The sequence below is a fragment of the Pseudomonas sp. MF6755 genome, assembly GCF_016405635.1.
In the GTDB taxonomy this organism is placed as follows: domain Bacteria; phylum Pseudomonadota; class Gammaproteobacteria; order Pseudomonadales; family Pseudomonadaceae; genus Aquipseudomonas; species Aquipseudomonas haemolytica.
In genome coordinates this window covers 59,041-78,512 of record NZ_JAEKDA010000021.1, presented here as the reverse complement: position 1 = coordinate 78,512, position 19,472 = coordinate 59,041, and the positions used below count along the sequence as shown (strand labels likewise).

The window sequence follows — 19,472 nt, the reverse complement described above, 5'->3', positions numbered from 1 at the left end:
GGGAAGCCCCCTCCCACAGGTTGATCATCGCTTGCTTGGGAATTCGGTGTGAAGCTGCTCCAGCAACTTATCCTTGTCTTCCCACAACCGATTGATCCAGCCCTGGAACGCCAACCGATACTCCCCGTCCTGCTCATAATTCTTGCCAATAAACTCAGCCGGAATCTGCACCTCTTCAAAGTGCACCACCACCTCCTGCACCTTTCCGCAGAGTAGATCCCAATAACCCGGACGCCCGGCTGGGTAGTGAATGGTCACATTCACCAATGACTTCAACTGCTCCCCCATGGCATCCAGCACAAACGCAATGCCACCCGCCTTGGGCTTGAGCAAATAGCGAAACGGCGATTGCTGCTGTGCATGTTTGCCTGGCGTAAACCGTGTGCCCTCGGCAAAGTTGAAAATCCCCACCGGGTTGTCGCGAAACTTCGCACAGGTCTTGCGCGTGGTTTCCAGGTCTTTGCCTTTCTTCTCCGGGTGTTTCTCCAGATAAGCCTTGCTGTAGCGCTTCATAAAGGGAAAACCCAGGGCCCACCACGCCAGGCCAATCACCGGCACCCAGATCAGTTCCTGCTTGAGGAAGAACTTCAGCGGGCGAATGCGTCGATTGAGCACGTATTGCAGCACCATGATGTCGACCCAGCTCTGGTGGTTGCTGGTCACCAGATAGGAGTGCTGGTAGTCCAGGCCCTCAAGGCCGGTCAGGTGCCAGCGCGTGCGGCGCACCAGGTTCATCCAGCCCTTGTTGTTGGTGACCCAGGCTTCGTGGGTGTGGTTCATCAGCCATTCGCTGAAGCGCTTGGCGAACGGCAGCGCCTTGAACAGCGCGACGATAAACAGGAACGAACACAGCAGGATCGTGTTCAGTGCCAGCAACAGCGAAGCGATCACCCCGCGCACGGCGGCAGGTAGAAAATCCAGCATTTAGATATCCATAGGTCGGTTGGCGGCTTGGATCGCAGTCAGGGCGATGGTGTACACGATGTCATCTACCTGGGCGCCGCGCGGCAGGTCGTTGACCGGTTTGCGCAGGCCCTGGAGCATCGGTCCCAGGCTCACGCAATCGGCACTGCGTTGTACGGCTTTGTGGGTGGTATTGCCAGTGTTCAGGTCCGGGAACACGAACACCGTGGCCTTGCCGGCAACCTGGCTGTTGGGTGCCAATTGCCGGGCGACGTTCTCGTTGGCGGCGGCGTCGTATTGCAGCGGGCCGTCGATCAGCAGCGAACTTTGCTGCTCGTGGGCGAGCAGGGTGGCCTCGCGGACTTTTTCCACTTCCTCGCCGCTGGCCGAATCACCGCTGGAATAGCTGATCATCGCCACCCGCGGCGTGATGCCGAACGCGGCCGCCGAATCGGCGCTTTGCAGGGCGATTTCCGCCAGTTCCGCAGCGCTTGGGTGCGGGTTCATCACACAGTCGCCGTACACCAGCACCTGCTCGGGGAACAGCATGAAGAATACCGACGACACCAAGGTGCAGCCCGGCGCGGTCTTGATCAATTGCAGGGCAGGGCGGATGGTGTTCGCGGTGGAATGAATAACGCCGGAGACCAGGCCGTCCACTTCGTCCAGGGCGAGCATCATGGTAGCGATCACCACGGTGTCTTCCAGCTGCTGCTCGGCCATTGGCGCATTCAGGCTCTTGCTCTTGCGCAAGGCGACCATCGGCTCGACGTAGCGTTGGCGAATCAGGTCCGGGTCGAGAATCTCCAGGCCCTCGGGCAGCTCGATGCCTTGGGCGCGGGCGACTGCCTCCACATCCTCCGGCTTGGCCAGCAGCACGCAACGGGCAATGCCCCGGGCCTGGCAGATGGCGGCGGCTTGTACGGTCAGCGGCTCGCTGCCTTCGGGCAACACGATGCGCTTGTTGGCGGCCTGGGCGCGCTGGATCAACTGATAGCGGAAAACGGCTGGCGACAGGCGCATTTCCCGTGGCGTGCCACAACGCTGGTGCAGCCAGCGCGCATCGAGGTGGCTGGCGACGAAGTCAGTGATGATCTCCGCGCGCTCGCGGTCATCGATGGGGATTTCCTTGTTGAGGCTATTGAGTTGGTTGGCGGTGTCATAGGAGCCGGTGCTCACCGACAGCACCGGCAGCCCGGCCTGGAAGGCGCCGCGGCATAGATCCATGATGCGCGGGTCCGGCAGGGTATCGCTGGTCAGCAACAGGCCGGCCAGTGGCACGCCATTGATCGCGGCCAGGCTCACGGCGAGGATGATGTCGTCGCGATCCCCGGGTGTTACCACCAATACCCCGGGCTTGAGCAGCTCTACGGTGTTACGCATGGTGCGCGCGCAGATGATGATCTTGGTCATGCGCCGGCTTTCGTAGTCGCCGGCGTTGAGGATCTGCGCGCCCATCAGGTCGGCCACGTCGCGGGTGCGCGGGGCATTGAGTTCGGGTTGATAGGGGATGCAGCCGAGCAGGCGGAAATCACCGCTGCGCAACAAAGGCGAGTGCTCTTTAAGGCGGGCCGAGAAGGCTTCCATACTTTCGTCGGTGCGCACCTTGTTGAGGATCACGCCCAGCACTTTCGGGTCTTTCGGGCCACCGAACAATTGCGCCTGCAATTCCACGCGGCCGGAGAGTTCGGTGAGCACCTCGTTTTCCGGGGCCGAGACCAGGATCACTTCCGCATCCAGGCTCTTGGCCAGGTGCAGGTTGACCCGTGCTGCGTAGCTGGCGCTGCGGGTCGGTACCATGCCTTCGACAATCAGCACGTCCTTCCCCACGGCGGCCTGCTGGTAGAGGGTGATGATTTCTTCGAGCAGCTCATCGAGCTGGCCGTCACCGAGCATGCGCTCTACGTGGGCCAGGCCTAAGGGCTGTGGCGGTTTCAGGCCGTGAGTGCGGGCCACCAGCTCAGTGGAGCGTTCCGGGCCAGTGTCGCCGGGGTGGGGCTGGGCAATCGGTTTGAAGAAGCCGACTTTAAGGCCGGCCCGTTCCAGGGTGCGCACCAGCCCAAGGCTGATGGAGGTCAGACCCACACCAAAATCGGTGGGCGCGATGAAAAAAGTCTGCATGCGAATTCTCTGGAGGTGCATGGCTTGGGTGGCGCTCTATGTTTGAGCGTCTACCGCGAATCAGGTGCCAAGGTTATCGTTATTCGCGCTCGTGCGCACACCAGCCGCACGCAAAGGGTTGGCCTATTTTTTCAAGGCGTTGCGCGGGGTCGAGTACCCAGGCGCGCGACTGCCATGGCGGCTGGTGGCGCAGGTGCTGGGTGTGGCCGCAGGACAGTTCGGCCACCCAATGCTGGTCGTCATCCTGGTGGAACCCGGTGATGAAGGATGCCGTTGATCGGCCCCGTCCGTCCGGGTTCTGTTCGCTTTCGGGCAAATCCTTGTTTAGACTTGTCCGTTCTTCATTCTTATGCAAAAGGTCTCGCCCCATGACGATCGCCGCTAACAAGGCTGTCTCCATCGACTATACCCTGACCAACGACGCTGGTGAGGTCATCGACAGCTCAGCCGGCGGCGCGCCGCTGGTCTACCTGCAAGGCGCAGGTAACATCATCCCGGGCCTGGAAAAGGCTCTGGAAGGCAAGAGCGTCGGTGACGAACTGACTGTCGCCGTAGAACCTGAAGATGCCTACGGTGAATACTCCGCCGAGCTGGTCAGCACCCTGAGCCGCAGCATGTTCGAAGGCGTTGACGAGCTGGAAGTGGGTATGCAGTTCCACGCTTCCGCGCCGGACGGCCAAATGCAGATCGTCACCATCCGCGACCTGGACGGCGATGATGTGACTGTCGACGGTAACCACCCTCTGGCTGGCCAGCGCCTGAACTTCCAAGTGAAGATCGTTGCCATCCGCGACGCTTCCCAGGAAGAAGTGGCCCACGGCCACGTTCACGGTGAAGGCGGTCATCACCATTGATTGATGTTTTGATCAAGTGGTAGCAAAAACGCCCCGACTGGTTCGGGGCGTTTTTTTGGGCCTGAAAAATGTGGGAGGGAACAAGCTCCCTCCCACAATGGAGCAGTGGTGTTTTTCAGGGCACAAACAAAAATGCCCCGGACCTTTCGGTACGGGGCATTTCTTAACTGTTACGCAACCTGGGTTGCGTGGCAGTTGTTACCACTTAGGCTGCAGCAGGAACGCTCAGAGCCTTGATGTGGCCATTCAGGCGGCTCTTATGACGAGCGGCCTTGTTCTTGTGGATGATGCCTTTATCGGCCATACGGTCGATAACTGGCACGGCCAGAACGTAAGCAGCTTGGGCTTTTTCAGCGTCTTTGGTGTCGATGGCTTTAACTACATTCTTGATGTAGGTACGAACCATGGAACGCAGGCTGGCGTTGTGGCTGCGACGCTTCTCAGCCTGTTTTGCACGTTTTTTGGCGGAAGGTGTGTTGGCCACCGTCGAGCTCCTCGAAAGACTTTTTAGGAAATAGCAAACAAAATAGGCCGCGAATCATGCCGATGACTTGATGGGTTGTCAAGAGCGGCTGATGCGAACTGCTGAGTGGTCGATCTGAGAGGCGGGTGATTTATTTCCGGCGCTTGACCTGTAAACTCGCGAGCTTTGGCTCTGTGCTGTTGCAGGCGCGCAGTATCGCATAAGTGGGCGCTTTGTTCGCCTGCTCTTTATCTATAGGCGCAAACTCTTTCAATGAATCTGCTCAAATCGTTGGCTGCCGTCAGCTCTATCACGATGATCTCCCGGGTTTTGGGGTTTGTGCGTGACACCCTGCTGGCACGCATCTTTGGCGCCAGCATGGCCACGGATGCCTTCTTTATTGCCTTCAAGCTCCCCAACCTGCTGCGGCGGATCTTCGCCGAGGGCGCGTTTTCCCAGGCGTTCGTGCCGATCCTGGCCGAGTACAAGACCCAGCAGGGCGAGGAGGCGACCCGCACCTTTATTGCCTATGTTTCCGGTCTGCTGACCCTGGTGTTGATGTTGGTAACGCTAATCGGCATGCTCGCCGCGCCCTGGGTAATCTGGGCCACCGCCCCGGGATTTGCCAATACCCCGGAAAAATTCGCACTGACCACTGACCTGTTGCGAGTGACCTTTCCTTATATATTGCTGATTTCCCTGTCGTCCCTGGCCGGGGCGATCCTGAATACGTGGAACCGTTTCTCGGTGCCGGCCTTCGTGCCGACACTGCTTAACGTCAGCATGATTATTTTCGCGCTGTTCCTCACGCCGTATTTCGATCCGCCGGTCATGGCCCTGGGTTGGGCGGTACTGGCCGGTGGCCTGGCGCAGTTGCTCTACCAGCTGCCGCACCTGAAGAAAATCGGCATGCTCGTGCTACCGCGCCTTAACCTCAAGGACGCCGGCGTCTGGCGTGTGATGCGCAATATGCTGCCGGCGATCCTCGGCGTGTCGGTCAGCCAGATTTCCCTGATCATCAACACGGCGTTTGCCTCGCTGCTGGTATCGGGCTCAGTGTCGTGGATGTACTACGCCGACCGCCTCATGGAGTTACCGTCCGGCGTGCTTGGCGTGGCATTGGGCACGATTCTGCTGCCGACCCTGGCGCGCACCTACGCCAGCAAGGACCGCCAGGAATACTCGCGCATCCTCGACTGGGGCCTGCGCCTGTGCTTTGTGCTGGTGCTGCCGTGTTCCCTGGCGCTGGGGATCCTTGCCGAGCCCTTGACGGTGTCGTTGTTCCAGTACGGCCAATTTGATGCGCATGACGCCTTGATGACGCAGCGCGCGCTGATCGCCTATTCGGTCGGCCTACTGGGCATCATCGTGATCAAGGTGTTGGCGCCTGGCTTCTATGCCCAGCAAAACATCCGTACCCCGGTGAAAATCGCGATTTTCACGTTGATCGTCACGCAATTGCTCAACCTGGTCTTTATCGGCCCGCTGGCCCACGCCGGCCTGGCCTTGGCGATCAGCGTCGGCGCTTGTATCAACGCTGGCCTGCTGTTTTATCAATTGCGCAAGCAGCAGATGTTCCAGCCACAGCCTGGCTGGGGGATGTTTGCCCTCAAGCTGCTGGTGGCGGTGGCGGTGATGTCGGCTGTGTTGTTGGGCCTTATGCAGGTTATGCCCGCCTGGGACGAAGGCAATATGCTCGAGCGTTTCATGCGTCTGGGTGTGCTGGTGGTCGCAGGGGCAGGGGTGTACTTCGGTATGTTGCTGTTGCAGGGCTTTCGCCTGCGGGATTTCAATCGCAAGTCGTTAGGTTAGAGACTTTGCCGCGATAAAACGGTTGTTTTATCGATTCGATCCATTTGGCCTGCGCTGTTGCCTGTCGTCCGGGGCTGGGTGTGGTTATAATCGACCACTTTATGAGCAAGAAGCGCGTTATGCAGCTGGTTCGAGGTCTCCACAACCTGCGCCCCGAGCATCGGGGCTGCGTCGCCACTATTGGCAACTTTGACGGTGTTCACCGTGGCCACCAGGCTATCCTGGCCCGGCTACGCGAGCGTGCGGTCGAGTTGGGCGTGCCCAGCTGCGTGGTGATTTTCGAGCCACAGCCGCGGGAGTTCTTTACCCCGGAAACGGCGCCGGCCCGTCTGGCGCGGTTGCGGGATAAGCTGCAACTGCTGGCTGAAGAAGGCGTGGACCGTGTCCTCTGCCTGGCGTTCAACCAGCGTTTGCGCAGCCTCAGTGCCACCGAGTTCGTCGACCGCATCCTGGTCGATGGCCTGGGTGTACAGCACCTGGAAGTCGGTGACGACTTCCATTTCGGTTGTGACCGGGTCGGGGATTTCGATTTCCTGCAGCATGCTGGCGTCAACCAGGGTTTTACCGTCGAAGCCGCGCAAACCGTCGAACTTGACGGCCTGCGCGTGAGCAGCACCCAGGTGCGTAACGCCCTGGCCTGCGCCGACTTCGACTTGGCCGAGCGTTTGCTCGGTCGCCCGTTCCGCATTGCCGGGCGGGTACTGCACGGCCAGAAGCTGGCGCGCCAATTGGGCACGCCAACTGCCAACGTGCAACTCAAGCGCCGTCGTGTACCGTTGACCGGGGTTTACCTGGTGAGCGTCGATATAGACGGCCAATCGTGGCCGGGAGTCGCCAATATAGGTGTCAGGCCAACGGTTGCAGGTGATGGCAAGGCCCACCTGGAAGTTCACCTTTTGGATTTTGCCGGTGATTTATACGACCGGCGTTTGACGGTGGTTTTCCACCAGAAGCTGCGTGAAGAGCAGCGTTTCGCCTCCCTGGAGGCGTTGAAAACGGCGATCAATGCGGATGTCGCCGCCGCCCGTGCACTAGCCGCACCTAGCGCCCATCGCTAACCGAAGAGCCTTAAATGACCGACTATAAAGCCACGCTAAACCTTCCGGACACCGCCTTCCCAATGAAGGCCGGCCTGCCACAGCGCGAACCGCAGATCCTGCAGCGCTGGGACAGTATTGGCCTGTACGGAAAGTTGCGCGAAATTGGCAAGGATCGTCCGAAGTTCGTCCTGCACGACGGCCCTCCTTATGCCAACGGCACGATTCACATCGGTCATGCACTGAACAAGATTCTCAAGGACATGATCATCCGCTCGAAAACCCTTTCGGGCTTCGATGCGCCTTATGTCCCGGGCTGGGACTGCCACGGCCTGCCAATCGAACACAAAGTCGAAGTGACCTACGGCAAGAACCTGGGCGCGGATAAAACCCGCGAATTGTGCCGTGCCTACGCCACCGAGCAGATCGAAGGGCAGAAGTCCGAATTCATCCGCCTGGGTGTATTGGGCGACTGGGACAACCCGTACAAGACGATGAACTTCAAGAACGAGGCCGGTGAAATCCGCGCCTTGGCCGAAATCGTCAAGGGCGGTTTCGTGTTCAAGGGCCTCAAGCCTGTGAACTGGTGCTTCGACTGCGGTTCGGCCCTGGCCGAGGCGGAAGTCGAGTACGAAGACAAGAAGTCGTCGACCATCGACGTGGCCTTCCCGATCGCCGACGACGCCAAGCTGGCCGAGGCCTTTGGCCTGGCAAGCCTGAGCAAGCCAGCGGCCATCGTGATCTGGACCACTACCCCGTGGACCATCCCGGCCAACCAGGCGCTGAACGTGCACCCGGAATTCACCTACGCCCTGGTGGACGTTGGTGATCGCCTGCTGGTGCTGGCCGAGGAAATGGTCGAGTCGTGCCTGGCGCGTTACGAGCTGCAAGGCTCGGTGATTGCCACCACCACCGGTTCCGCGCTGGAACTGATCAACTTCCGTCATCCGTTCTATGACCGTCTGTCGCCGGTGTACCTGGCTGACTACGTGGAGCTGGGTGCCGGCACCGGTATCGTTCACTCCGCGCCAGCCTACGGCGTGGACGACTTCGTGACCTGCAAAGCCTATGGCATGGTCAACGACGACATCTTGAACCCGGTGCAAAGCAACGGCGTTTACGTGCCTTCGCTCGAGTTCTTCGGCGGCCAGTTCATCTTCAAGGCCAACCAGCCGATCATCGACAAGTTGTCGGAAGTCGGTGCGCTGCTGCACACCGAAACCATCAAGCACAGCTATATGCACTGCTGGCGCCACAAGACCCCGCTGATCTACCGCGCCACCGCGCAGTGGTTCATCGGCATGGACAAAGAGCCAACCAGCGGCGACACCCTGCGTGTACGCTCGCTCAAAGCCATCGAAGACACCCAGTTCGTCCCGGCCTGGGGCCAGGCGCGCCTGCACTCGATGATCGCCAATCGCCCGGACTGGTGCATCTCCCGCCAGCGCAACTGGGGCGTGCCGATCCCGTTCTTCCTGAACAAGGAAAGTGGTGAGCTGCACCCCCGTACCGTCGAGCTGATGGAAGAAGTGGCCCAGCGTGTCGAGCAGGAAGGCATCGAAGCCTGGTTCAAGCTGGATGCCGCCGAGCTGCTGGGCGATGAAGCGCCGCTGTATGACAAGATCAGCGACACCCTCGACGTGTGGTTCGATTCGGGTACTACCCACTGGCACGTGTTGCGCGGCTCGCACCCGATGGGCCACGAAACCGGCCCGCGCGCCGACCTGTACCTGGAAGGTTCTGATCAACACCGTGGCTGGTTCCACTCCTCGCTGCTGACCGGTTGCGCCATTGATAACCACGCACCGTATCGCGAGCTGCTGACCCACGGTTTCACCGTTGATGAAAACGGTCGCAAAATGTCCAAGTCCCTGGGCAACGTGATCGCGCCACAAAAGGTCAATGACACCCTGGGTGCCGACATCATGCGCCTGTGGGTAGCCTCTACCGATTATTCGGGCGAGATGGCCGTATCGGAGCAGATCCTGCAGCGCAGCGCCGATGCCTACCGTCGTATCCGCAATACCGCACGCTTCATGCTGTCGAACCTGACCGGGTTCAACCCGGCCACCGACATCCTGCCAGCCGAGGACATGCTCGCCCTGGACCGTTGGGCCGTGGACCGTACCCTGTTGCTGCAGCGTGAGTTGCAAGAACACTACGGCGAATACCGCTTCTGGAACGTCTATTCGAAGATCCACAACTTCTGCGTGCAGGAGCTGGGCGGTTTCTACCTCGACATCATCAAGGACCGCCAGTACACCACCGGCGCCAACAGCAAGGCGCGCCGTTCGGCGCAGACTGCGCTGTACCACATCAGTGAAGCGCTGGTGCGCTGGATCGCGCCGATCCTGGCGTTCACCGCCGACGAACTGTGGGAATACCTGCCGGGCGAGCGTAACGAGTCCGTCATGCTCAATACCTGGTACGAAGGCCTGACCGAACTGCCGGCCGACTTCGAACTGGGCCGCGAGTACTGGGAAGGCGTCATGGCCGTCAAGGTTGCGGTAAACAAGGAGCTGGAAGTCCAGCGTGCGGCCAAGGCCGTGGGTGGCAACCTGCAAGCCGAAGTCACCCTGTTTGCCGAGGAAGGCCTGACCGCCGACCTGGCCAAGCTGAGCAACGAACTGCGCTTTGTGCTGATCACCTCCACTGCGAGCCTGGCACCTTTCGCCCAGGCCCCGGCGGACGCTGTGGCTACCGAAGTGCCGGGCCTCAAGCTCAAAGTGGTCAGGTCGGCCTTCCCTAAGTGCGCCCGTTGCTGGCACTGCCGTGAAGATGTCGGGGTGAACCCTGAGCATCCGGAAATCTGTGGTCGTTGCGTCGACAACATCAGCGGTGCTGGCGAGGTGCGTCACTATGCCTAATGCAAGCATGCCTAACGCCAGTCGTTTCGGGCGTCTGGGCTGGCTCGTACTGAGCCTGTTGGTCCTGGTCATTGACCAGGTCAGCAAGGCTCACTTCGAGGGCAGCCTGGAAATGTTCCAGCAAATCGTAGTGATCCCGGATTACTTCAGCTGGACCCTGGCCTACAACACCGGCGCCGCCTTCAGCTTCCTCGCTGATGGCGGTGGCTGGCAGCGCTGGCTGTTTGCCTTGATTGCCGTGGTGGTCAGTACGGTGCTGGTGGTCTGGCTCAAGCGCCTGGGCCGCGACGACACCTGGCTGGCTATCGCGCTGGCCCTGGTGCTGGGCGGCGCGCTGGGCAACCTGTATGACCGCATCGCCTTGGGCCATGTGATCGACTTCATTCTGGTGCATTGGCAGAACCGCCATTACTTCCCGGCGTTCAACTTTGCCGACAGCGCTATCTGCGTCGGTGCAATCATGCTGGCGCTGGATATGTTCAAAAGTAAGAAAACCGGAGAGACCGTCAATGACTGATCAGGTATTGGCTGAGCAACGCATCGGCCAGAACACGGAAGTCACTTTGCATTTCGCATTGCGCCTGGAGAATGGCGACACGGTCGACAGTACCTTCGACAAAGCCCCGGCGACCTTCAAGGTCGGCGACGGTAACCTGCTGCCGGGTTTTGAAGCAGCCCTGTTCGGGTTCAAGGCCGGCGACAAGCGCAACCTGCAGATCCCGCCGGAAAACGCCTTCGGCCAGCCCAACCCGCAAAACGTACAGATCATCCCGCGTTCGCAGTTCGAAGGCATGGACCTGTCGGAAGGCTTGCTGGTGATCTTCAATGATGCGGCGAATACCGAGCTGCCTGGTGTGGTTAAAGCTTTCGATGACGCGCAAGTGACCATCGACTTCAACCACCCGTTGGCCGGCAAGACACTGAACTTTGACGTCGAGATCATCAACGTCAAAGCGCTGTAACTGACCGTACGCGGTCTAAAATGTGGGAGGGGGCTTGCTCCCGATAGCGGCTTATCAGTTAAGTATGTGCAGATTGATATACCGTTATCGGGAGCAAGCCCCCTCCCACCTTTGATCTCCATTGTCGGTTGAGTCAACGTTAAATTCGACTCAATGTGGCTGCAAGACACGAGGCACAGCATGCAAATCAAACTCGCCAACCCCCGTGGCTTCTGCGCCGGCGTGGACCGGGCAATCGAAATCGTCAACCGCGCCCTGGAAGTCTTCGGGCCGCCGATTTATGTGCGCCATGAAGTCGTCCATAACAAGTTCGTGGTCGAAGATCTGCGCGCACGCGGCGCGATCTTTGTCGAAGAGCTCGACCAGGTGCCCGATGACGTTATCGTCATCTTCAGTGCCCACGGCGTGTCCCAGGCCGTACGTACCGAAGCGGCAGGCCGTGGCCTGAAAGTGTTCGATGCCACGTGCCCACTGGTGACCAAGGTGCACATCGAAGTGGCGCGCTACAGCCGTGATGGTCGTGAATGCATCCTGATCGGTCACGCCGGCCACCCGGAAGTTGAAGGCACCATGGGCCAGTACGACGCTAGCAACGGCGGTGCCATCTACTTGGTGGAAGACGAAAAAGACGTCGCCAACCTGCAGGTGCATAACCCGGATCGCCTGGCGTTCGTGACCCAGACCACCTTGTCCATGGACGATACCAGCCGCGTAATCGATGCATTGCGCACGCGGTTCCCTTCCATTGGCGGCCCACGTAAGGATGACATCTGCTACGCCACGCAAAACCGCCAGGATGCGGTCAAGCAATTGGCGGATGAGTGTGATGTGGTGCTGGTGGTAGGCAGCCCTAACAGCTCCAACTCCAACCGCTTGCGCGAGCTGGCCGAGCGCATGGCTACACCCGCATACCTGATCGACGGCGCCGAAGACATGCAGCGCAGCTGGTTCGACGGTGTCGAGCGTATCGGCATCACGGCGGGCGCCTCCGCTCCGGAAGTCCTGGTGCGCGGCGTGATCCAGCAATTGCAGGCCTGGGGCGCCACGGGTGCCGATGAACTGGCGGGCCGTGAAGAAAACATCACGTTCTCCATGCCCAAGGAACTGCGGGTTCGCTCGCTGCTCTGACACTCAGGGTGCTGGAATAGCCTTGGCATAATGCCTGTTCGGTCTTGTCACTGCGCAGGCTGATGCGCCCGCTAGGGGCCAGCACGATCTGATAGAGGCTCTGTGCATGGCTCGTATCGCACACATGCACGGTGCCTGCACGAAACCCCCCGCCGGTGAAGACCGGCTCCCCCAAACCGCTGAAACGCACCTGGTTGGTGACTGGCCCATTGCCTGCGACCGGTACGCTCCCGCTGTGCTGTCGTTCCAGCAACACCGGGTTATCTTCGTCCAGATGACCACGCCCACTGACGTCCAGTATCACGCGCCAACCCAGGCTCCAATCCTCGCCGTTTGCATGAATGACTACCGCCCGATTGCGTGCGATGGCCTCGGTGCGTGCGTAGCGCAGCCCAGCGGCGAGTGATTGGGCCACGCTTTGTCGTTGTTGCGACTCTAGCAACCCTTTGAAGCCGGGGACGGCCAGTTGCGCAAGGAAGCTGGTCACGATCAGCCCAAGCAGCATTTCGATCAGGGTGAACCCTCGTTGTGTCATGTGCGTTCCCTCCGTGGACGCGAGTGGATCTTCAACTTGCAGGCATAGGTATAGCGCTTGCTCCTTGGCGCTGGATGATGGCGTTTATGTCCAAAGTATTTCCCTTTGTTCCTGGAGCGGCACTGGTCGAAAACCGACGCTAGTCTTGGATCACACAGCAGGGGTCTACCTGCTTATTCTCCGACCTTCGACATGGATGACGACGGTAATGCCTGCCTGCCCGAACCGACTTCTCTTGCGCACTGCGCAGCGGTACCAATCCGGCATGACGCTGATCGAGGTGTTGGTAGCGCTGCTGATCCTGGCTATCGGCCTGATGGGAGCTGCGCAGCTGCAGCTCAACGCGCTCAAGTACACCGACAGCGCAAGGATGACCAGCCAAGCCAGTTTTATCGCCTATGACATGCTCGATCGCGTTCGCGCCAACGCCAGCGCTGATTACACGTGGGACAGGGCCAGCCTGGCGCCGCCCAACACTTCAATTGCCGGCGTGCGTGACCTGGACCTGCACGATTTCGAGACCAATATCATTGGTTTTGCTGGCGATAATGCCAAAGGTTCAGTGGCGATTAGCGGGCATGAGGTCACGATCAGTATCAGTTGGGAGGATGCCCGGGCAGCAAGCAATCCGGGGGCGCGGGAGACCTTCACCCTGAGCAGCCGCGTCACCACTAATGCGGGGTCGCTGTAATGAATCGTCTGGCACAAGGTTTCAGCCTGGTTGAGCTGCTGCTGGCGCTCGCCATCGGACTAGTGCTGGTACTTGGGGTGAGCCAGGTGCTGATCAGCTCGCGATTGACGCACGCCAGTCAGCAGGCCGCCATCGTGCTGCAGGATGATGCGCGGTTTGCCCTGAGCAAGATGACCCAGGATATTCGCCAGGCAGGCATGCTGGGATGTTTGGCCACGGCGGTCATCGACAACGCCCCGGCCGCCTTTGACCGAGCGATAAGCTGGGAAGCATCGGGAAATGCAAAGTCAGTGACGCTGGTCACCGCGAACATCGGCGACGGTGCTGGCAAGCCCGACTGGACGGTGTTGTCCGACTGCAAGCACACCGCTCAGGCTTATGTCGGGGCAGCACCTGCGGCTGTGCCTGGCCAGATCCGTTTTGGCATACGCCAGCTCACCTACACCCACGAAGCGGGCCAGTTGAAGATCAGTACCCCAGCTGCACCGGCCAAGGCGGTATTGATGGATAACGTGCGGGCATTCGACATCAGTTTTGGCGTGGCGGCCACACCTGCATCAACGGTTGTGGTGCGTTACGACAGCCATCCGATCAACCAATCCTTGATACGCAGCGTACGTATCGTCATGACGCTGCAAGACCCGTCAGGCCGAGTAAAGGACCAGACCTACAGTGTCGTGGCGGCACTGCGCAATCGCCTGGGTTAGAGGCAATGACCATGCAGGGTGGTATTCAAGGGCGGCAGGCCGGGATGGTGCTGGTGATCAGTCTGATATTCCTGCTGTTGCTATCGCTGGTGGGGTTGTCATCAATACAGGGGGCGGTCTCCCAGCAAAAAGTCGCGAGCAGCCTGTGGCATCGCAATCAATCGTTTCAAGGTGCCGAAAGCGGACTGAGATTGGGAGAGTCGGTTGTAGAGAGGGGCGGCGCCGCACTTCCGGTGTGTCACTCGGTCATCACCTGTGCGCCACCCGACGAATCCTTCGCGGTGGTTGGCGCCGGGACGAACCCTGTTTCGGCGGTCACTTGGGTTGCGTTTAAGGATGGGTTTTATGGCGTTCAAGCATTGGGGGCTGGTGCAGGGTTGGCCCATTTACCGCCCCATACCTCGGCCGCGCTTTTTCGGGTAACCGCCGTTGGGCTCGCAAGCCAGTCGCGCACGGTACTGGAGACGGTCTATGCACGGGTGGAGGAGGGAGGCGGCGTCAGGTTTCGACGGGTCTTATGGCGGCAACTTCAATAAGGAGCAAGTGGATGGGCACGGATAGCCAGGGCTTTACCCTGATGGAGTTACTGATCGCCGTGGCGCTCATCGCGTTGCTGGCGGGGATCGCGTATCCCGGGTACATCGGCCAGGTAAAAAAAGTGTATCGGGCGCAAATTGTCGCGTTGTTGAGCGAGCAAGCCCAGCAGTTGGAGCGTTTTTATACGAGGCACGGCACTTTTATTGATGCAGGCGGCGTCAGTACGGGCAATGATCACTATAGAATCAGCGTGGTTTTAAACCCCCAGGATTTCAATCTGCTCGCCACGCCTGTGCAGGACACGGTCATGGCGGGTGACGCGTGCGCAGCCTTCAACTTGGCCAGTACCGGTATGCGAAGTAACCCGGGTGCGATGCCTGATATGTCGCGCAAGCTCTGCTGGGGGCAATGATGAGAGTGCTTGAAGAGCGGGCGCCGGGCGCGTCTTTCCCTGTTTATCGGCTGGATCAAATGATGGCTAAGCAACAGCAAGTGGTGATTGTCGGTGGCGGAGTAATCGGGCTGTTGACGGCGTACAACCTCGCCAGCGCAGGGCAGGCGGTCATACTGCTGGAGCGGGCGGGGCTTGGGCAGGAGTCTTCCTGGGCGGGTGGCGGAATTGTTTCGCCGTTGTACCCTTGGCGCTACAGCCCGGCAGTCACCGCTTTGGCCCATTGGTCGCAGGATTTTTACCCGCAACTGGCGCAGCGCTTGTTTGCTGCTACCGGCCTCGATCCCGAGGTGCATACCACGGGCCTGTATTGGCTGGACCTGGATGACGAAGCCGAAGCATTGGCCTGGGCTGCGCGTGAGGGGCGGCCATTGAGCAAGGTGGATGTGTCGGCGGCCCATGATGCAGTGCCGGTACTCGGGGGCGGGTATTCCCGGGCGATCTACATGGCTGACGTGGCCAATGTCCGCAACCCTCGCCTGGTCAAATCCTTGAAGGCGGCGTTGATGGCGCTGCCTGGCGTGACGATTCACGAGCAGTGTGAAGTAGAAGGGTTCGTGCTTGAGGGCGGCAGCGTGGTGGGTGTGAATACCGCTACGGGCCAGGTTTTTGGTGATCAGGTTGTGCTTGCGGCCGGTGCCTGGAGCGGGCAGTTGCTGGGCACATTGGGGTTGTCGCTGCCCGTGGAGCCGGTCAAGGGCCAAATGATTTTGTACAAATGCGCTTCGGATTTCTTGTCGAGCATGGTCTTGGCCAAGGGGCGTTATGCAATCCCGCGGCGTGATGGGCACATTCTGATTGGAAGCACGCTGGAGCACGAAGGGTTCGACAAGACCCCGACCGAAACCGTATTGGACAGCCTCAAGGCGTCTGCGGTGGAGTTGATCCCCGCCCTGGCGGACGCCGAGGTGGTCGGGCATTGGGCAGGTCTACGGCCTGGCTCGCCGGAAGGCATCCCGTATATCGGCGAAGTTCCCGGCTTCAAGGGGCTGTGGCTCAATTGTGGCCATTACCGCAATGGCCTGGTACTCGCACCGGCATCCTGCCAGTTGTTTGCGAACCTGCTGTTGGCGCAGGCTCCGATCATTGATCCCGCGCCTTACGCACCTGCCGGTCGCCTCAACGCTGGATAGACTTTGGCCCTTGTTCCAGGTGGGCCTGGGTGCAATACCACGCCTTACTTGAACTCAGCGCGCGATCCTGCGGCAGATGCACGCCGCAGTGGGCACAACGCACCATCGGCGTCGCATCCGGCTCAGCAGGCCGTGGCTGGCGGGCGGCAGGGTTTTTGAATTTGCGCCAGAACCATACCGCGGCAGCAATGACGGCAATCCAGAACAGTAGACGAAGCATGATGGGCAGTTTCTCGACAAGGAATGCGCCAGTTTAGCCAAGGTGGCCACGGGCGCACAGCGCAATAAATACGCGTTCATAAAAAAGGGAGCTCCTGAGAGCTCCCTTTTGCGTTGCGTCGAACAATCAGTCAAACACACCGAAGGTCATGTAGCTGAACCACGAACGGTCTTCGTTGTTGCCAAGGGCCTGAGGCTCCTGCTCTTCGATGACGTCGCCGTTCTCGTCGTGGGGCTTGAGGTCCGAAGGAATGGCATCCTTGGCATCCTGGTACTGTTTGATCACGTCCTGGTTGGCGCGGGTTTCGCCCGGCGGCAGCGGTGGACGGGACTCGATCAGGCCCAGGGTGTACTTGCTCAGCCACGAACGGTTGTCCGCTTCGGCAACCTGAGGCACGAACTGGCCGTCTTTCAGGCTCGGGTGGTCAGGGTAGTTGAGCTTCAGGGTTTCCAGGCTGGTGGTCGCCAGGGTATCCAGGTGCAGGCGCTGGTAAGCCTCGGTCATCACTGCCAGGCCATCACCCACGGAGGGGGTTTCCTGGAAGTTCTCCACTACATAGCGGCCACGGTTGGCGGCGGCCACGTACGCCTGACGGGTCAGGTAGTAGTGGGCCACGTGGATCTCGTAGGACGCCAGCAGGTTACGCAGGTAGATCATGCGCTGCTTGGCGTCCGGCGCGTAGCGGCTGTTCGGGTAGCGGCTTGTCAGTTGGGCGAACTCGTTGTAGGAGTCGCGGGCAGCACCCGGGTCACGCTTGGTCATGTCCAGCGGCAGGAAGCGCGCCAGCAGGCCAACGTCCTGGTCGAACGAGGTCAGGCCCTTCATGTAGTAGGCGTAGTCCACGTTCGGGTGCTGAGGGTGCAGGCGGATAAAACGCTCCGCAGCGGACTTGGCCGCTTCCGGTTCGGCGTTCTTGTAGTTGGCGTAGATCAGCTCGAGCTGGGCCTGGTCGGCATAGCGCCCGAACGGGTAACGCGACTCCAATGCCTTCAGCTTCGCTGTGGCGCTGGTGTAGCTATTATTGTCCAGGTCTGTCTGAGCTTGCTGGTACAGCTCGACTTCGCTCAGGTTTTCGTCGACGACGTCCTTTGTTGACGAGCAAGCAGCAGTCATGGCGAGGATGGCGATCAGCAGCAGGTGTTTCACTTGCATGGCGGCTTGCGTCCCTATGACGGCCGCTGTCTTGGGCGGGGCCGTCCTGTTATGATGAGCGCCCCGTTGAAAGCCTCGGGGCAAAAGACGCCGTATTTAACCACAAGCGCGCAGCCGAAACCAAAGGCTGTGCCACGCCTAGTCTGAGCATGTCCGATAAAATTGAACTTAGCGCAGAGGTGCCGTCCGAATTGGGCGGCCAACGCCTCGATCAAGTCGCCGCACAATTATTCGCTGAGCACTCGCGCTCGCGCCTTTCCGCCTGGATCAAAGACGGCCGCCTGACTGTGGATGGAGCGGTTATCCGCCCGCGAGACATAGTCCATGGCGGTGCGATTCTTGAGCTGACTGCCGAGCAGGAAGCCCAGGGAGAATGGGTCGCCCAGGACATCGAGCTGGATATCGTCTATGAAGACGACGACATCCTGGTCATCAACAAACCCGCGGGCCTGGTGGTTCACCCGGCCGCCGGGCACGCTGATGGCACCTTGCTCAATGCCCTGTTGCACCACGTGCCGGACATCATCAATGTTCCGCGCTGCGGCATCGTGCACCGCCTGGACAAGGACACTACCGGCTTGATGGTAGTGGCCAAGACCATCCAGGCACAGACACAGCTTGTTACTCAGTTGCAGAGCCGCAGCGTCAGCCGCATCTACGAATGCATCGTGATCGGCGTGGTGGTGGCGGGTGGCAAGATCAACGCCCCCATCGGCCGCCACGGCCAGCAGCGCCAGCGTATGGCGGTGATGGAAGGTGGCAAGCAGGCCGTCAGCCACTACCGTGTTCTGGAGCGTTTCCGTTCCCACACCCATGTGCGGGTCAAGCTGGAAACCGGGCGAACCCACCAGATTCGTGTGCACATGGCGCACATCAACTTCCCGTTGGTCGGAGATCCGGCCTATGGCGGCCGCTTCCGTATTCCGCCGGCGGCGAGCCAAACCATGGTTGAGTCGCTGAAATCCTTCCCACGTCAGGCACTGCATGCTCGCTTCCTGGAGCTGGATCATCCGACGAGCGGTAAGCGGATGAGCTGGGAATCGCCTCTGCCAGACGATCTGGTCTGGTTGTTGTCGTTGCTCAAGCAGGATCGCGAGGCGTTTATCGGATGAGTGACTGGCTGATTCCTGACTGGCCCGCGCCGGCTCAGGTCAAAGCCTGCGTCACCACCCGAGCGGGCGGCGTCAGCCTGGCGCCGTTCGACAGCCTCAATCTGGGCGATCATATTGAGGACAGCCTTGAGGCGGTGCTTGAAAATCGGCGGCGTCTTACCGACTCTTTCAATATTCAGCCTGCCTGGCTACGCCAAGTCCATGGGGTGACTGTGGTCGAGGCTGACCCATCGCGCATCGCTGAAGCCGATGGCAGTTGGACCAGCACGCCAGGCATCGCCTGCACATCAATGACTGCCGATTGCCTGCCCGCGCTGTTCTGCAACCGCGTCGGCACGCGTGTGGCGGCAGCCCATGCCGGCTGGCGCGGTCTGGCCGCCGGTGTACTCGAGGCCGCTTTCGAAAGCCTGGGGTCCGAGCCTGGCGAAGTGTTGGTCTGGCTGGGCCCTGCCATCGGCCCACAAGCCTTTGAAGTCGGCCCGGAAGTGCGTGAAGCTTTCGTACAGCAACTGCCGATCACCGCTGAAGCCTTTGTACCGAGTCGCAACCCGGGCAAGTTTATGGCTGACATCTATAAGCTCGCTCGCCTGCGCCTTGCGGCGCATGGCGTTACTGCAGTTTATGGCGGCGGTTTCTGCACGGTGACCGACCCGCGCTTCTTTTCTTACCGGCGCAGCCCTCGCACCGGACGTTTTGCCTCCCTTATCTGGCTTGAGCGCTAGACTCAGCTGACCTGGGTCAACACTCACCCACATCAACCCTCCGTCGCTTGAATCTTCCAGAATCC

General features: G+C 60.2%; 21 protein-coding genes. 14 read left to right on the top strand and 7 right to left on the bottom strand.

The annotated features are described in order from the left end of the window. Positions 1–24: 24 nt before the first annotated feature. From JFT66_RS25050 to JFT66_RS25040, 3 genes are all read right to left on the bottom strand, one after another. Positions 25–924, bottom strand: a complete 900-nt coding sequence (locus tag JFT66_RS25050) for an acyltransferase (protein WP_198860368.1) — start codon at positions 922–924, stop codon at positions 25–27. Further along, complete coding sequence (gene pta / locus JFT66_RS25045; RefSeq protein ID WP_034118023.1) at positions 925–3,024, bottom strand: phosphate acetyltransferase; 2,100 nt, start codon at positions 3,022–3,024, stop codon at positions 925–927. Between the two features lie 79 nt (positions 3,025–3,103). Then, positions 3,104–3,394 (bottom strand): DUF3565 domain-containing protein, encoded by a 291-nt coding sequence (locus JFT66_RS25040; protein WP_152612332.1) that lies wholly within the window; start codon positions 3,392–3,394, stop codon positions 3,104–3,106. On the opposite strand from JFT66_RS25040, the gene JFT66_RS25035 reads away from it, so the two are divergent. Further along, complete coding sequence (locus tag JFT66_RS25035) at positions 3,393–3,878, top strand: FKBP-type peptidyl-prolyl cis-trans isomerase (protein WP_027606858.1); 486 nt, start codon at positions 3,393–3,395, stop codon at positions 3,876–3,878. The two genes, JFT66_RS25040 and JFT66_RS25035, sit on opposite strands and share 2 nt — an antisense overlap. Positions 3,879–4,083: 205 nt before the next feature. Here the strand turns inward: JFT66_RS25035 and rpsT are convergent, their stop codons facing one another. Further along, the gene (gene rpsT / locus JFT66_RS25030; protein ID WP_003188401.1) at positions 4,084–4,362 is read right to left on the bottom strand and encodes a 30S ribosomal protein S20; all 279 of its coding nucleotides are present in this window, start codon (positions 4,360–4,362) and stop codon (positions 4,084–4,086) included. 252 nt (positions 4,363–4,614) lie between these two features. On the opposite strand from rpsT, the gene murJ reads away from it, so the two are divergent. From murJ to ispH, 6 genes are all read left to right on the top strand, one after another. After that, entirely contained in the window at positions 4,615–6,153 is a 1,539-nt protein-coding gene (gene murJ / locus JFT66_RS25025; RefSeq protein ID WP_198860367.1) for a murein biosynthesis integral membrane protein MurJ, read from the top strand. A 119-nt stretch (positions 6,154–6,272) separates the two neighbouring features. Continuing rightward, entirely contained in the window at positions 6,273–7,211 is a 939-nt protein-coding gene (gene ribF, locus JFT66_RS25020) for a bifunctional riboflavin kinase/FAD synthetase (protein ID WP_034118026.1), read from the top strand. A 14-nt stretch (positions 7,212–7,225) separates the two neighbouring features. Next, positions 7,226–10,057, top strand: coding sequence for an isoleucine--tRNA ligase (gene ileS / locus JFT66_RS25015; RefSeq protein ID WP_153838947.1), 2,832 nt, complete (start codon positions 7,226–7,228; stop codon positions 10,055–10,057). Between the two features lie 7 nt (positions 10,058–10,064). Next, entirely contained in the window at positions 10,065–10,574 is a 510-nt protein-coding gene (gene lspA / locus JFT66_RS25010; RefSeq protein WP_198860376.1) for a signal peptidase II, read from the top strand. A gap of 7 nt (positions 10,575–10,581) precedes the next feature. Next, positions 10,582–11,019, top strand: a complete 438-nt coding sequence (locus JFT66_RS25005) for an FKBP-type peptidyl-prolyl cis-trans isomerase (RefSeq protein ID WP_198809597.1) — start codon at positions 10,582–10,584, stop codon at positions 11,017–11,019. A 180-nt stretch (positions 11,020–11,199) separates the two neighbouring features. Continuing rightward, positions 11,200–12,147, top strand: coding sequence for a 4-hydroxy-3-methylbut-2-enyl diphosphate reductase (gene ispH, locus JFT66_RS25000; RefSeq protein WP_034118029.1), 948 nt, complete (start codon positions 11,200–11,202; stop codon positions 12,145–12,147). Here the strand turns inward: ispH and JFT66_RS24995 are convergent. Then, entirely contained in the window at positions 12,101–12,682 is a 582-nt protein-coding gene (locus JFT66_RS24995; RefSeq protein WP_034118031.1) for a GspH/FimT family pseudopilin, read from the bottom strand. The two genes, ispH and JFT66_RS24995, sit on opposite strands and share 47 nt — an antisense overlap. 208 nt (positions 12,683–12,890) lie before the next feature. Between JFT66_RS24995 and pilV the strand changes: the two genes are divergently transcribed. From pilV to thiO, 5 genes are all read left to right on the top strand, one after another. Then, on the top strand, positions 12,891–13,373 hold the full coding sequence (gene pilV, locus JFT66_RS24990; protein ID WP_034118032.1) for a type IV pilus modification protein PilV: 483 nt from the start codon (positions 12,891–12,893) through the stop codon (positions 13,371–13,373). Next, entirely contained in the window at positions 13,373–14,080 is a 708-nt protein-coding gene (locus JFT66_RS24985; RefSeq protein WP_153838946.1) for a PilW family protein, read from the top strand. Before pilV ends, JFT66_RS24985 begins: the two co-directional genes overlap by 1 nt. 5 nt (positions 14,081–14,085) lie before the next feature. Continuing rightward, positions 14,086–14,616 (top strand): pilus assembly PilX family protein, encoded by a 531-nt coding sequence (locus tag JFT66_RS24980; protein WP_153838945.1) that lies wholly within the window; start codon positions 14,086–14,088, stop codon positions 14,614–14,616. An 11-nt stretch (positions 14,617–14,627) separates the two neighbouring features. After that, positions 14,628–15,029, top strand: coding sequence for a type IV pilin protein (locus tag JFT66_RS24975; protein WP_034118035.1), 402 nt, complete (start codon positions 14,628–14,630; stop codon positions 15,027–15,029). A 62-nt stretch (positions 15,030–15,091) separates the two neighbouring features. Further along, complete coding sequence (gene thiO / locus JFT66_RS24970) at positions 15,092–16,201, top strand: glycine oxidase ThiO (protein WP_198860366.1); 1,110 nt, start codon at positions 15,092–15,094, stop codon at positions 16,199–16,201. On the opposite strand, the gene JFT66_RS24965 is transcribed toward thiO, so the two are convergent. Together JFT66_RS24965 and JFT66_RS24960 are read right to left on the bottom strand one after the other, a co-directional pair. Continuing rightward, the gene (locus JFT66_RS24965) at positions 16,188–16,421 is read right to left on the bottom strand and encodes a PP0621 family protein (protein WP_198860365.1); all 234 of its coding nucleotides are present in this window, start codon (positions 16,419–16,421) and stop codon (positions 16,188–16,190) included. The two genes, thiO and JFT66_RS24965, sit on opposite strands and share 14 nt — an antisense overlap. Positions 16,422–16,547: 126 nt before the next feature. After that, positions 16,548–17,573 carry an outer membrane protein assembly factor BamD gene (locus tag JFT66_RS24960; RefSeq protein WP_034118038.1) on the bottom strand — a complete coding sequence of 342 codons (1,026 nt, stop codon included), beginning with the start codon at positions 17,571–17,573 and terminating at the stop codon, positions 16,548–16,550. Between the two features lie 149 nt (positions 17,574–17,722). On the opposite strand from JFT66_RS24960, the gene rluD reads away from it, so the two are divergent. Then, complete coding sequence (gene rluD, locus JFT66_RS24955; protein WP_034118039.1) at positions 17,723–18,685, top strand: 23S rRNA pseudouridine(1911/1915/1917) synthase RluD; 963 nt, start codon at positions 17,723–17,725, stop codon at positions 18,683–18,685. Then, positions 18,682–19,407: a peptidoglycan editing factor PgeF gene (gene pgeF / locus JFT66_RS24950; protein ID WP_198860364.1), complete on the top strand. Its 726-nt coding sequence runs from the start codon at positions 18,682–18,684 to the stop codon at positions 19,405–19,407. Before rluD ends, pgeF begins: the two co-directional genes overlap by 4 nt. Positions 19,408–19,472 lie beyond the last annotated feature (65 nt).

What these genes read in the sequence shown, in the direction of transcription:
- JFT66_RS24960 (WP_034118038.1), bottom strand. Translation starts at nt 17,573, where the DNA reads ATGCAAGTGAAACACCTGCTGCTGATCGCCATCCTCGCCATGACTGCT.
- ispH (WP_034118029.1), top strand. Translation starts at nt 11,200, where the DNA reads ATGCAAATCAAACTCGCCAACCCCCGTGGCTTCTGCGCCGGCGTGGAC.
- rluD (WP_034118039.1), top strand. Translation starts at nt 17,723, where the DNA reads ATGTCCGATAAAATTGAACTTAGCGCAGAGGTGCCGTCCGAATTGGGC.
- pgeF (WP_198860364.1), top strand. Translation starts at nt 18,682, where the DNA reads ATGAGTGACTGGCTGATTCCTGACTGGCCCGCGCCGGCTCAGGTCAAA.
- JFT66_RS25050 (WP_198860368.1), bottom strand. Translation starts at nt 924, where the DNA reads ATGCTGGATTTTCTACCTGCCGCCGTGCGCGGGGTGATCGCTTCGCTG.
- JFT66_RS24965 (WP_198860365.1), bottom strand. Translation starts at nt 16,421, where the DNA reads ATGCTTCGTCTACTGTTCTGGATTGCCGTCATTGCTGCCGCGGTATGG.
- ribF (WP_034118026.1), top strand. Translation starts at nt 6,273, where the DNA reads ATGCAGCTGGTTCGAGGTCTCCACAACCTGCGCCCCGAGCATCGGGGC.
- JFT66_RS24975 (WP_034118035.1), top strand. Translation starts at nt 14,628, where the DNA reads ATGGGCACGGATAGCCAGGGCTTTACCCTGATGGAGTTACTGATCGCC.
- JFT66_RS24995 (WP_034118031.1), bottom strand. Translation starts at nt 12,682, where the DNA reads ATGACACAACGAGGGTTCACCCTGATCGAAATGCTGCTTGGGCTGATC.
- pilV (WP_034118032.1), top strand. Translation starts at nt 12,891, where the DNA reads ATGCCTGCCTGCCCGAACCGACTTCTCTTGCGCACTGCGCAGCGGTAC.
- JFT66_RS25040 (WP_152612332.1), bottom strand. Translation starts at nt 3,394, where the DNA reads ATGGGGCGAGACCTTTTGCATAAGAATGAAGAACGGACAAGTCTAAAC.
- JFT66_RS25035 (WP_027606858.1), top strand. Translation starts at nt 3,393, where the DNA reads ATGACGATCGCCGCTAACAAGGCTGTCTCCATCGACTATACCCTGACC.
- murJ (WP_198860367.1), top strand. Translation starts at nt 4,615, where the DNA reads ATGAATCTGCTCAAATCGTTGGCTGCCGTCAGCTCTATCACGATGATC.
- JFT66_RS24985 (WP_153838946.1), top strand. Translation starts at nt 13,373, where the DNA reads ATGAATCGTCTGGCACAAGGTTTCAGCCTGGTTGAGCTGCTGCTGGCG.
- JFT66_RS24980 (WP_153838945.1), top strand. Translation starts at nt 14,086, where the DNA reads ATGACCATGCAGGGTGGTATTCAAGGGCGGCAGGCCGGGATGGTGCTG.
- thiO (WP_198860366.1), top strand. Translation starts at nt 15,092, where the DNA reads ATGGCTAAGCAACAGCAAGTGGTGATTGTCGGTGGCGGAGTAATCGGG.
- lspA (WP_198860376.1), top strand. Translation starts at nt 10,065, where the DNA reads ATGCCTAACGCCAGTCGTTTCGGGCGTCTGGGCTGGCTCGTACTGAGC.
- ileS (WP_153838947.1), top strand. Translation starts at nt 7,226, where the DNA reads ATGACCGACTATAAAGCCACGCTAAACCTTCCGGACACCGCCTTCCCA.
- pta (WP_034118023.1), bottom strand. Translation starts at nt 3,024, where the DNA reads ATGCAGACTTTTTTCATCGCGCCCACCGATTTTGGTGTGGGTCTGACC.